This window comes from Chitinophaga sp. YR627 (assembly GCF_900114995.1).
Lineage (GTDB): Bacteria > Bacteroidota > Bacteroidia > Chitinophagales > Chitinophagaceae > Chitinophaga.
This window is the reverse complement of record NZ_FOUX01000004.1, coordinates 63,769-76,993: the sequence shown is the minus strand read 5'-3', so window position 1 is coordinate 76,993 and position 13,225 is coordinate 63,769. Positions and strand designations below refer to the sequence as shown.

The window sequence follows — 13,225 nt, the reverse complement described above, 5'->3', positions numbered from 1 at the left end:
AAGCATTGGCATGCAGCGGATATCGTTGTAAATATCGCGTGGATAGCCAATTTAAATAAGTGAACCGGAAGAGGTATTTCAGGTACTGAAATACCTCTTCCGGTTTCCCGTTTACCTCCTTTATTCTCCGGTTTTTAGCGCTTAATTGCTTATATTTATATTCAACTGATGCAAAACTGATGCAAAGGCTCCTTATGCTGCTTGCCAGCTTAATTATCCTTGTACCTGGGAGCGCTCAGAAGATATGGATTTCAGGGGCCGTGGAAGATAGCATTTCTCATAATCCCCTTGCAGGAGTGATCGTCACTGTCGTCAATGATACCGCCAGGGTTATTACCAATCAGTACGGGCTTTTTCGGATTGCGGTGCCCTCTCAGGACGCAACATTATTATTCCAACACAGCAAATACTTTCCCAAACAATTATCTGCGGGAGCTTACAGTCGTATGCTTGTGCAATTGAATGCCCTGGAAGAGTCAGCAGAAGATGCGGTTAAAAAGGCCAAGGCCATTGCGCGTGAGCGTTCATCCAACGGCTCCAATCCTAATTATGGCAATGCCCTCATGGGTACCCGGGCTTTCTTTGATGAGACATATGGTACGCTGTATGAAAACAAATTCATTGCAGCGGAGACCCAAATACCTTCCCTGTTTGCAGTGGATGTGGACAGGGCTGCCTACAGTAATATCCGGCGTTTTGTGAAACTGAAGGAGCGTATTCCTGCGAATGCGGTGCGTATAGAGGAAATGGTCAACTATTTCCATTATAACTACCCATTACCTCCTGCCGGACAAACCCTCGCTATTTACAGTAATTATGCTACCTGTCCGTGGGCAGCAGATCATCGTTTGCTGCAGATCGCAGTACGGGGGAAATCGGTCAACCTGGATAGTCTGCCGCCCAGCAATCTTGTCTTTCTGATCGATGTTTCCGGCTCTATGGCCATGCCGAATAAACTACCACTCTTACAGGCCGCTTTCCGTATTCTGGTAAATAATCTGCGTAGCAATGACCATGTTGCTATCGTAGCCTATGCAGGTGTACCTGGTGTGATCCTTCCCAGTACGCCGGGCAGTGCAAAGAGCAAGATCCTGAATGCGATCGACTACCTCAGCGCTGGTGGGGCTACTGCTGGTGAAGCAGCTATTAAACTGGCTTACCAGATCGCAGAAGAGAACTTTATTAAAGACGGTAATAACCGGGTGATCCTGGCAACGGATGGTGATTTTAATGTCGGTCAAACCAGTGATCACGATATGGAACAACTGATCCTGGGTAAAAAGGAGACCGGTGTATTGCTCACCTGTCTCGGATTTGGAATGAAGAACTATAAAGATTCCAAATTAGAGACCTTGTCCAGTAAGGGGAATGGCAATTTCGCCTATATAGATAACCTGGAAGAAGCCAGTAAGATCTTCGCACGTGAGTTCGGGAGTACGTTGTTTACCGTCGCCAGGGATGTGCAGGCGGATGTGGTGTTCAATCCGCATACGGTCAGGTCCTATCGTCTGATAGGGTATGAGAATAAGGTGATTAAAGATGATGATTCTGCCAGTCAGATAGGAGGGGGGATTATAGGCGCCGGACACTGTGCCGTGGCTATTTATGAAATTGTGCCGCAAACAGGACTTAGCCCTGCCGATAGTTTGCTGGCGGCTGTACACCTTACTTACAGGGAAAACACAGATACTACCATTAAAAGACTATTCTATAATGTACCGGACAATCTGACCACCTTTCAGCAGTCCTCCGATGATTTCCGGTTTGCAAGTGCCGTGGCCCTGATGGGCATGCTGCTGAGAAAGTCGGGTTATAAAGGCAGCGGTTCCTGCAATATGGTAATGGATATCGCCAAACGTTCTTTGGGTGATGACCCCGGAGGATACCGCCGGGAGTTCATCACGCTATTGAAAGACCTGAAAAAATCAAAAAATTTAGAGCAATAAGCCCTTAACGGACGATCCTGTAACACTTTCTGATCAGCTTCTGCTGAAAGTCGAAAGGGATGGTCTGAGAAGTAATGTCTTTGATCTCAGTAGCCAGTATCCGGTCTGTTTCCAGTACAAAGCGTCGGTAGTTGTTACTGAAATAAATGACACCACCCGGTTTGGTAGCTGCCAGTACCTTGTTCAGGATGCTGACATGATCCCGCTGGATATCCAGGAACTCCTTCATACGCTTACTGTTCGAGAAAGTAGGCGGGTCCAGTACAACGAGGTCAAATTCTTCTGCAGGAAGTGTATCCAGGTATTGCAGTACGTCAGCGTGTACAAACTGATGTTTGCTGACATCAAAGTCATTCAGTTTCATATTTTCTTCTGCCCAGGCCAGATAGGTCTTGGACAGATCCACAGACGTTACCTGTGCTGCATCTCCAGCCGCTGCATAGACAGAAAATGAACCGGTATAACAGAAGAGGTTCAGTACCTTTTTATCTGCTGACTGCTCTCTTACCATACCACGGGTGATACGGTGATCCAGGAACAGACCAGTATCCAGGTAATCGGAGAGATTGACCTTGAATTTGAGTCCGGCTTCATGCACGACCATTTCATGGCTTTCGAAGGACAGTTTTTCATACTGTTCCTGTCTGCTGGCCTTTCGCTGGCGTTGCTTGACGAATACTTTCTCCAGAGGGACTTCCAGTATTTTAGCGATCACTTCCAGACAAAGGTCCAGCCATTGTTCATGTGCTTCTTCTTCCATGCCGTGCTGGCGATGGTATTCCGCCACATAGATATGGTCCTCATACAGCTCAATACTGAAAGGGAATTCTGGAATATCGTCATCATATACCCGGAAGCAGGTGATATTCTGCCGGCGTGCGGTTTTGCGAAGGTGTTTGTAGACCTTTACCAGCCGGTTCTCTAGCATCTGTAATTTGGAAGGATCGAACATGTAACCTGTAAAAAGTAAAAGTGCAAAGGTAAGCTTAGCAGGGGGAAATGATAAAGAAAAAAGCTGCCTGCCTTTCGGCAGACAGCTTTCTATAAAGTGTAAAGTACAAAGTACTTAGCTGAAAATATCTCTTACCTTTTCGAAGAAGCCTTTTTCAGACTTTTCCGGGTTTGGTTTGAAGTTGTCGGATGACTGTACCTTTTCCAGGAATGCTTTTTCTTCACCGTTTACCTGCTGAGGGGTCCATACGTTTACATGGATCAGCTGATCACCTTTCTCGTAAGAGTTTACGGAAGGGAAACCTTTGCCTTTCAGACGGAAGATCTTTCCGCTCTGGGTACCGGCAGGTATCTTGATCTTCGCTTTACCATCGATGGTCGGTACTTCCAGGGAAGTGCCGAATACGGCATCAGGGAAGGAGATGTACAGATCGTAGGCAACGTTCAGTCCGTCGCGCTGCAGCTCCGGATGTGGCTCCTCTTCGATGAGTATGAGCAGGTCACCGGGAGCGCCGCCTCTTTCGCCGGCATTACCCTTACCGCTCAGGCTCAGCTGCATACCTTCCTGTACGCCTGCAGGGATGTCGATGTTCACCATTTCCTCACCATAAACGCGTCCTTCACCTTTACAGTGACCACATTTGCTGGTGATGGTCTGACCTTCACCGTGACAGGTCGGACAGGTAGTTACTGTCTGCATCTGTCCCAGGAATGTCTGGGTTACTTTCCTTACCTGACCGGAACCACCACAGGTACCACAGGTCTGGAAAGCGTTTTTATCTTTTGCTCCGAGGCCGCTACAATGGCTGCACGGAACATATTTTTTAACCTTGATCTTTTTGTTGGCGCCTTTAGCGATCTCTTCGTATGTCAGTTTGATCTTCACACGCAGGTTAGAGCCACGGGTACCTCTGCCACGTCTTCCGCCAGCACCACCACCGCCACGGTTACCACCGAAGAAGCTACCAAAAATGTCGTCTCCAAAAATATCCCCGAAGTTGGAGAAGATATCATCCATATTCATACCAGCGCCACCGCCGCCAAAGCCACCGCGGTTACCCATTCCTGCATGACCAAAACGGTCATACTGTGCCCGTTTGTCGGTATCGCTTAATACTTCATAGGCTTCGGCTGCTTCCTTAAATTTTTCTTCCGCCTCTTTGTTATCGGGGTTCCTGTCAGGATGGTACTGCATGGCTACCTTACGGTACGCCTTTTTGATTTCATCCTGGGAAGCGGACTTGGCAACACCCAGTATTTCGTAGTAATCTCTTTTGGTAGACATATATCACACTAAAGCCGGCAAATTGCCGGCATGGTTAATGAAAAGCATTTCTGTCAGATCGTCACCTATTTTCCCACTATTACCTTGGCGTGACGTATCAATTTGTCATTCAGGTAATATCCTTTCTGCATATCATCGATCACCTTTCCTTTCAGATCCTCAGAAGGTGCGGGAATCTCAGTGATGGCATCGTGGAGATCGGGATTAAATTCGGTGTGCAAACTCTCCATAGGTTTAAGGCCCTTAGCTTGCAGGGTCGACTTTAATTTATTGAAAACCAGTGCAACGCCATCTTTTACGGCATTGACATCAGCGGCGCTTTCTATTTGTTTTGAAGCACGTTCACTATCATCCAGCACATCCAGTAAAGAGATGATCACCTCTTTATTGGCAGTCTGCATCAGCTCGATACGTTCTTTAGCAGTACGTTTCTTGAAATTGTCAAATTCTGCAACCAGACGAAGGTATTTATCCCTCATTTCATTCAGCTCCTGCTGTTTTTTATCCAGTTCGCTTTCATCCGCCAAGGCATCGTTAAGGTTTGTGGTGCCGCCCAGGTTCTCTTCAGCGTTAATATCCGGCATGCCTTTACCATTTTCGGTGTCCTGTCCGTTTGTCTGCATATCGTTTTTGTTTTCTGTTATGAAGTAATATTGTCTGCAAAGGTACACCAGACAATTAACTTGCCAAGCCGGAAAAGGAGACAAATTGACACAAGAACGCCCACATCAGTAATTCCCGCATGCGTAATTCTGAATTGTCCTACCTTTGCAGCCTGGAAAAAATTGTAATGACCAAAGTTTTTTTAAAGAAAAAGATACAAAACCGTGTGCTGCAGGGCCACCCTTGGGTGTTTGGAAATGAAGTCGGACAGATCGAAGGGCCTGTAACAGCCGGTGATACGGTAGATGTATTTACCCATCAGGGGTTCTTTGTTGGTAGAGGATACATCAATCCCCAGTCACAGATCCTGGTACGCCTGCTGACCCGTGACAAAGACGAGCAGATCGACGCGGAATTCTTCTACCGCCGTTTGCTGAAAGCATGGAAATATCGTCAGCAGCTGGGATATGTGGAAAACTGCCGTCTCGTATTCGGAGAGGCTGATGAAATGCCAGCCCTGGTAATTGACAAATTCAACGACCACTTCGTATTGCAGACACTGGCATTGGGTATGGACCGCTGGAAAGGCGCCATTGTGGACGCCCTGAACAGGATCTTCTCTCCCAAAGGCATCTATGAGCGTAACGATGTTCCGGTACGTGAACTGGAAGGCCTGGAACAGCAGAAAGGGTTCCTGAGTGCTCCATTTGATACCAATGTGATTATCAATGAGAATGGCCTGAAATTCCATGTAGATATCGAAAATGGCCAGAAAACAGGCTATTTCCTGGATCAGCAGGATAACCGCCGTGCCATCCAGCATATCGTGAAAGATGCAGATGTACTGGAAGCGTTCTGCTACACCGGTACCTTCTCCTGTCACGCCGGTCACTATGGCGCTAAAAGCGTACTCGGACTGGATATCTCTGAACATGCCGTAAATACTGCCCGCAGAAACGCTGAGCTGAACAACCTGCAGGATATCTGTAAGTTCCAGGCCGTAAACGCATTTGATGTGCTGAAACAGTGGACCCGTGAAGAGAAGAAGTTTGATACCGTGATCCTGGACCCGCCAGCCTTTACCAAAAGCCGCGAAAATATCCAGAAAGCGATCACTGGTTATAAAGAGATCAACCTGCGTGGTATGAAGCTGCTGAAACCGGGAGGCTTCCTGGTGACCGCATCCTGTACCAACCTGGTGCCGCCATCCCTCTTCCTGGAGATCATCGACATGGCAGCCAGGGATGCTAAAAAGAAACTGCGTCAGGTAACCTTCCAGACACAGGCGCAGGATCACCCGATCTTGTGGAATATTGAAAATACCACCTACCTGAAATTCCTGATCGTGGAAGTACAGTAATGGTGTATGACGATACACGAAAAAGGGCCCGTTTTTTAAACGAGCCCTTTTTTATATTCCTTAAAGGAGAATTATTTAGTCATATTACTTGACGACATTGAACTTTCCCGATTCCACCAGGTTACCCTGTTTATCCCTCAATTGGAAAATATATAGACCACTGTAATATTTATCCAGTTCAACTGTAGTACGTGCGTTCAGGTTTTTTATCTGATCGATCCTCTTTCCGAGAAAATTGAATACAATAATCTCGTATCCTTGCTCGTTATTGTTCTGTAATTCGAAATTGATCCTGCTGCTAGCCGGATTGGGATACGCCTTCACGAGTTTATTGCCCCCATCAGAAAATGGAGTGGTTTTGGCGCTTTGTGCTTTACCTACGAGGGATAATAGGCAAAAGAAGCAAGAAAATAAGAGTGTAGAGGTTTTCCACATACTCGCAAAGATAAAGATTTTTTCAAATATCACCTGATTTATTCCACAATATCGTCTTGTGTAAAAATAACAAATGGCAAGCCAAATAAGAAGGCTTGCCATTATTTTTTGAAAAAATTTAACGCTTCCGGTTATTTTTTATTGCAGACCGTTCAGCGTGTTTTTAACTGCTTCAAAATCAGGCAGGTCACCTGCTGACTCTAACACCTGCGCATATCTGACAACACCTTCCTTGTCTACCACAAACGCTGATCTTTTAGAAACACCCTTCAGATCCAGGACGAAATTCTCATAAAATGCACCGTATGCCTGAGAAATGTCTTTATTGAAGTCGGACAGCAACGGGAAGTTCAGGTTCTGCTCAGCCTTGAATTTACCCAGGGTGAAAGGAGAATCCACAGAAATACCTACAACGGCTGTATTCAGGTCGTTATAAGTACCGATGTTATCTCTTATACTGCAGAGTTCTGCTGTACATACGCTTGTAAATGCCAATGGGAAGAACAGAATTACCAGGTTCTGACCTTTGAAGTCTTCCAGGGATACTTTCTGTTTTTCGGTATTCAGCAGTGAAAAAGAGGGTGCTTTTGCGCCAACTGTTACGTTCATCTGTTATTCTTTATAAAGGTTATGAGTTTATCAAGTCGGTGTAAAGATAGCAATTGGTACATAAGTTTAGAACCTTGGACAGTGTACAGCATCCATTGTACTGTTACGGCTGTTCAGGAATCCTTTGAATACCAGTGATACTTCAAAGCCGCCAAATCCGTTGGTAGCCGGTTTCAGACTGGAAATATTAACATCATAAGTGAACCCCACCTCATATTTTTCCATATCCAGGCGGAAAGAAGGAATGATCGCATCCTTGTAACGCATATAGGCGCCTACGTAAAATGCACGGGTACTTTCCAGCCCCTCATCATACAGACTATAGCCCAGTAATGCACCTCCCAGGTACTCAGCATACGTCCCCATATGGATCTCATTATACTGTGCGATCAGTTTCAACCGCTCCTGTAAAGGGACCGTAATACCGGCATTGACCGTGAACTTTGGGTCCAGCGCTACCGTCCCGTCTTTATAAAAGGACAGCTTTGGCCGGTTAAAGTGGAAAATACCTGCTCCGATATAATAATTAATGTCTTCGTTCTCGCCAAGACTACTGCTAAAGCTCAGACCCGCACCGGCATCCAGATAGGAATATCCTCTCAGTGCCAGCCGGCCTTCCTCTCCGGTAGGCGCCGTCGGATCAAACTGTCCGCCGGTATACTGGTTGTTAAATGTCACTTTTGACTGATCAAACTGCCGCTGTACAATACCGCCCGTAAAACCTACAGACAGGAACATGTTCCTGTCCTGGCTCAGGGATTTGTGGTAATTGATGGCCGGCAATACCTGCACGGATTGCAGGCGGGCAGTACCCGCCCTGTCATAGGTGAACTGAAGCCCCCCCGTGACAAAGTCCTCGCTATTGCCTACAGGAAATTTCAGTTCCGCACTTAAAGCGCCTGTCTGATAAGGAATCGTGACACTGTTCCACTGATTCCGGTATACGGCCTGGACACGGTAATCCCCATGGAATAAACCGATCAGGGCCGGATTGCGTAAAATTGGAGTTTCATAGAACTGGGACAGGTGTATATCCTGCGCGACCAGTGTTTGTGTGCTGCATAGGCACAGTGCCACTAACAATTTTCTACAATTCATTCTCATGCTGGCAAGTTTTATAATCATATGGATTCGGGTGGGAGATGCTGACAGGTGATTACCTGATCAGCATCACATTTCCTTTTAACATAAATTCTTCATTGGAATCACATACCAGTTCTGCTACATACACAAAGACATCCGGATTTGCCGGTTGACCGTTCATGCGACCGTCCCAGCCATAAGTTGGATCCTCTATGTTAAAGTTGGTCCTTTCGAATACCAGTTGTCCCCAACGGTTATATATCTTAAATGATTTCGCCACTTTGATACCCTTACCTCTGATGTAGAACAGATCATTCTGACCATCATTGTTAGGGGAGAAGGTGTTAGGCAGGAATACCACACCAGAAGAACATACCAGGTTCACCGTTACATCATCCGAACTCGTACAACCAAAAGCGTTGCTTACCGTGATCATGTAAGTGGTATTCTCTCTTGGTGATGCCATCGGTGTCAGACAGTCTGCACAACTCAGGGATGTCGCCGGTGTCCACTCAATTTTGGTAATATCCGTGCTACCGGTAACAGGCAACTGTATCGTCGTACCCACCGGCACAGAAAGGTCATCTCCCGCATTGATAATAGGCGCAGAATGCACTGTCACCGTCGCCGTAGCTGTATCCGTAAAGCAATTGTCATTACCATACCCGATGATCTGATAGCGGATGGTTGATTCCGGTGTTACCATCGGATTATCCACATCAGTTTTGTCCAGGCCTGTTTCCGGTGACCACTGATAACGTACTGCCCCGCTGGCATGTAACTGTACAGACTTGCCTTCGCAGATATCTGCATTGCTGGCCTGTATAGTAAATGGTTGCGATACGCTGATCTTCACACTGCCTTTTGCCGCACAACCGGTCGCGTTTACCACCGTGACGCGGTAAGTAGTATCGATATCAGGTGTTACCACGGGGGTAGCACTCTTCGGATCTGAAATGTTATAGTTGGTCCACGTGATATCTGCTCCTGGCTCTGTAAATACCCGCAGGTTTACAGACTCTCCACGACAGATAGATGATTCCGCGGGTGTTGTTGTAAGGGTTGGATAAGGCGCCACAGTAATATCCCTGGTCACGGTAGCGCTACAGGTACCTTTCGCGCTGGTGATCGTCAGCTGTACCGGATAAATACCTGGCTGGTCATAGGTTACCGAATCTGGTACCTGTCCCGGATAATCCTGTCCATTGGTCGTCCAGTTCCAGGTCGTTCCCGGCAGATTTCTGATCTCACGTCCTGACAACTGAATAGGCGTACCCACACATACAGGTGGCACTGTGTCGATTTCCGGATACGGACTTGGTTCGATAATGATCGTTTTCGTTATTGCGTCCACACATCCATAGTGACTGGTCACTGTCATTCTCACGAAATAAGTTCCCGGTGCGTCATATAAGAAACTTGGATTAGGTCCTGTACCCACATCGTCTGTACGACCCGGAATACCAAAGTCCCACAGATAAGTGGCCGGTACTCCTTCCTCGATAGATACTCCTTTTGTTGAATCGGAGAACTGCACGATACCGCCGTCACAGGCATTCGAAAGATCCGCTCCAAAATCGGCTTTGATCTGATCTACTATCACTTTCGGACTACCAATAGCAGGCACGGTACATCCCCTTTGGTCTTCCAGCAATACCGCAGGGAAATAAACGCCTGGCTGTGTATAAGTGTAAGCGGGGGAAGCAGGAGTGGTCGTAGTCACAGTATAACCATCTCCAAAGTCCCAGATGAATTTCTGTGCAGTTGGAGATACAGCCGTCATGGAAGTGGTCAACGGTACACAACCACTTTCCCGTGAGATAGCGAAGCTACCGTCCGGACCGGAGATAGAAATATTCTTAGGACCTGCTGTAGGACTCGCACATCCACCCACAGAGTAAACCGTCAGGGTTACCGGGAAAGTACCAGGCCTGATATAGTTGTGTAAAGCGTTGTCTTCATCTGAACTGCTGCCATCTCCGAATGACCAGGATACTTTTACGTAGTCAGAAGAGTGGTTGGTGAACTGCACTTTTACCGGCGGACAAATATCACCTGCCACAGCAGGTACTTCAAAGTCAGCTACCGGATTAGGTACTCTCAGGAAGTCTTTTGTTTCAATATGGCCGGTACAACCTGTAGTACTGGTAATATCCAGTGTTACAGTATAAGTACCAGGGATTGTATAGGTATGTGTTGGATTTTTGTCTGTACTAACACCGCCGTCGCCGAATTGCCATGCGTAGGTCAGTGGTTCCGTGATAGACTCGTTATTGAATCTGAATGGTGTATTCAGACAGGCAATACTATCAGGAGCACTGAATTTTGCGGAGATATTGTCGATGGTGATCACATGCGTAACAGAATCTATACAACCTGTATTGTCAGTTACGATGAGGGTAACAGGATAGTTGTTGATAACACCATAACTATGTGGCACAGCTACCGGTTGGGTGGTAAATGTCTGTCTTGGTGTACCATCACCAAAGTTAAATGTCCAGGAGGTGATGGTGTTACCGGCCCGGGTGGTAGATGCATCGGTGAAGGTAATGGCAGTGTCTCTGCATCGGCGTGCAGAAGCGGAGAATGCTGCTACAGAACCATTCACATCGATCGTGAGAGAATCTGACACGTGTGTACAACCATAAATATCTACAGTGGTCAGGGCTGCTTTATAGGTACCTGGCTGATTGTAGGTATAAGCTGGCGTCGGTGAACCTGCGTTTGTACCGCCATCGCCGAATGTCCATTGGTAAGAAGTTGTAAGACCTGGTATCACCGAGGTGGTGGCAAAATTTACAGTAGTACCACGACAGATCACATGCTGATCAACAGTAATAACCGGTTTGTCGTTCAGTAACCTTACAGTTGTGGAATAGGTGGATGTACAGCTGCCGTTATCCACTGTCAGCACAACAGTATAAGTGCCTTCATTCGCCCATGTATGGGTCGGATTAGGCGTATTGTCTGTAGTCCCGTCTCCAAAATCCCATGAATAACTTCTTGGTGTAGGAGTGGTACCCCAGGCGGTAGCATCTGTAAATACCCTTGTCAGCGGTCTGCTACAATCCACATCCGCAATGGTAAAGAAGGCGGCAGGAGGATATACTTCTACAAAGGCCAGTTTGGTAATAGTACGTGTACAACCATTGTTATCCACCGTCAGGATCACATCGTGCGTACCGATAGTGCTGAATACATAAGAAGGATTCTGTACAGAAGAACCACCGTTGGCGGCGCCGTTTTCTACGAATGTCCATTGCCATGTCATACCAGGCACCTGTGGCCTGGACAGGTCGGTAAAGTTGAAAACGGTCGGCTGACAACCATTGGGTTTATCAACAGAAAAATCAGGTATTACCGGTGTACCTACTCTGATCGGGTAAGTGGCGGTTTGTGTACAACCACCTCTGGTGGTAATATTCAGCCTTACGACATAGTTACCCTGCGTAGTGTAGGTATGTGTGCCGACTGAATTGGTAGAGGTGCCGCCATCACCGAAATCCCAGTTGTAAGACACGATCGGATCTGCTACGTCAATGTTAGCAGTCAGACTGGCATCAAAAGGTACACAACCACGGTTGAGACCAGTGATGGTCAGTACAGGTTTTCTGATGGTGATGGAGTTGATGGCTGAATCGAGACAGCCGGCAGTATTGCTGGCCACTACTTTTACCGGGTAGACGCCTTCCGTGGTAAAGTTGTGCAGTGGGTTCTGAATGGTAGCCGTGCCACCATCTCCGAATGTCCATGCCCAGCCATTTGCATTTGTGCTGGTTGTGGTAAACTGGATATTCACCGGCACCGCACACGCAGAGGTGGGGTTCATCGTGAAATTGACAGTAGGAGGTGTGGAAACAGTAAAGCTTCTGGTAACCAGTGCGTCGCAACCATCTTGTGTTACGGCATGCATGGTCACGGTGTAGTTACCAGGAGTAGCAAATGATCTTACCGCATTTACCGCGTTTATTACTGTACCATCAGAGAACGTCCATGTTGCGGATACTGGTGCTGGTAAAGTAGTATTCCTGAAAGTGATGTTAGTGCCGGTACAGGTTTTTTCCAGGATATTGAAATCCGCCTGCATGGTGGCAATCTTTATATAATCGGGCATGTTGATGGTCTGCGTACAGCCATCAGCAGTAGATGCCGTCAGTTTTACGGAGAAATTGCCGGTGGTGGTGTAGTCATGCGTCGGGTGCATGTCAGTGCTGGTGCTACCATCTCCGAAATCCCACAGGTAGTTCACGGCTGGTACTGGTCCGGCGGTGTTCATGGTTGTGGTATTGGTGAAGTTGACAGTTACCGGCGTACGGCAGCCACCTTGTGTGTTGGTGGTAAATGAAACCTGTGGAGTAGGTTTAATATCGAGAATCTGTTCAGCACTGGAGGTACAACCAAAGCTGTTGGTAACGATGGAAGTAGCGATCATACCGCCGCCTTTGTTGTAGGTGTGACTGGCAGTAGCCCCATTGGCGCCGGTACCGTCTCCGAAGTCCCAGTTAATACCGGTAATCGTACCATCTCCCGCAGTTGACTGGTCGCGGAAGTTAATAGTCAGTGGCGTACATCCGGTAGTAGGGGTGGTGGTAAAGACAACATTCGGTCTGCGATAGACGTTTACAACATGTTGGGTGCTGCTTACTTGTCCGTTTGGAAAGGTGACAGTCAGTACGACGTTGAAAACACCAGGTCTGTTGAATGTTCGGCTGGGATTCCATAATGTCGATCTTGCTCCCCCGTCTCCGAAGTCCCATGACGCGGTACCGACGGGTGTAGACTGATTCACAAACTGAACGAAGGCAGCGCCGCAACCACTCCAGTTGTCGGCAGTAAAAGCTACGGTATTTTGTGCCTGTGTCTTAGCTCCGCATAGCAGGAGAAGCACAACCAGGTATGCTGTGGCATGGAGGAAGCGCATAAATTGGCTTAGGTAATGGTGTCTCATTTTCC

Annotated in this window: 9 protein-coding genes; 2 read left to right on the top strand and 7 right to left on the bottom strand. The window is 47.3% G+C overall.

Features of this window, described 5'->3' with window-relative positions:
• Positions 1-260: 260 nt before the first annotated feature.
• The gene (locus BMZ72_RS20895; protein WP_177222873.1) at positions 261-1,946 is read left to right on the top strand and encodes a vWA domain-containing protein; all 1,686 of its coding nucleotides are present in this window, start codon (positions 261-263) and stop codon (positions 1,944-1,946) included.
• Positions 1,947-1,950: 4 nt separating this feature from the next.
• Here the strand turns inward: BMZ72_RS20895 and BMZ72_RS20890 are convergent, their stop codons facing one another.
• From BMZ72_RS20890 to BMZ72_RS20880, 3 genes are all read right to left on the bottom strand, one after another.
• Positions 1,951-2,898 (bottom strand): class I SAM-dependent methyltransferase, encoded by a 948-nt coding sequence (locus tag BMZ72_RS20890; RefSeq protein WP_089811669.1) that lies wholly within the window; start codon positions 2,896-2,898, stop codon positions 1,951-1,953.
• A 114-nt stretch (positions 2,899-3,012) separates the two neighbouring features.
• Positions 3,013-4,182: a molecular chaperone DnaJ gene (gene dnaJ / locus BMZ72_RS20885; protein ID WP_089811668.1), complete on the bottom strand. Its 1,170-nt coding sequence runs from the start codon at positions 4,180-4,182 to the stop codon at positions 3,013-3,015.
• 65 nt (positions 4,183-4,247) lie between these two features.
• Positions 4,248-4,805, bottom strand: coding sequence for a nucleotide exchange factor GrpE (locus tag BMZ72_RS20880; protein WP_089811667.1), 558 nt, complete (start codon positions 4,803-4,805; stop codon positions 4,248-4,250).
• A gap of 167 nt (positions 4,806-4,972) precedes the next feature.
• On the opposite strand from BMZ72_RS20880, the gene BMZ72_RS20875 reads away from it, so the two are divergent.
• Positions 4,973-6,145, top strand: a complete 1,173-nt coding sequence (locus tag BMZ72_RS20875; RefSeq protein WP_089811666.1) for a class I SAM-dependent rRNA methyltransferase — start codon at positions 4,973-4,975, stop codon at positions 6,143-6,145.
• A gap of 84 nt (positions 6,146-6,229) precedes the next feature.
• Here the strand turns inward: BMZ72_RS20875 and BMZ72_RS20870 are convergent, their stop codons facing one another.
• The 4 genes from BMZ72_RS20870 to BMZ72_RS37110 form a co-directional block, all read right to left on the bottom strand.
• Complete coding sequence (locus tag BMZ72_RS20870; RefSeq protein WP_177222872.1) at positions 6,230-6,580, bottom strand: T9SS type A sorting domain-containing protein; 351 nt, start codon at positions 6,578-6,580, stop codon at positions 6,230-6,232.
• 138 nt (positions 6,581-6,718) lie between these two features.
• The gene (locus tag BMZ72_RS20865; RefSeq protein ID WP_012794465.1) at positions 6,719-7,189 is read right to left on the bottom strand and encodes a redoxin domain-containing protein; all 471 of its coding nucleotides are present in this window, start codon (positions 7,187-7,189) and stop codon (positions 6,719-6,721) included.
• A gap of 66 nt (positions 7,190-7,255) precedes the next feature.
• On the bottom strand, positions 7,256-8,293 hold the full coding sequence (locus BMZ72_RS20860; RefSeq protein ID WP_177222871.1) for a PorP/SprF family type IX secretion system membrane protein: 1,038 nt from the start codon (positions 8,291-8,293) through the stop codon (positions 7,256-7,258).
• 52 nt (positions 8,294-8,345) lie between these two features.
• Positions 8,346-13,193: a PKD domain-containing protein gene (locus BMZ72_RS37110; RefSeq protein WP_177222870.1), complete on the bottom strand. Its 4,848-nt coding sequence runs from the start codon at positions 13,191-13,193 to the stop codon at positions 8,346-8,348.
• Between the last annotated feature and the right edge of the window lie 32 nt (positions 13,194-13,225).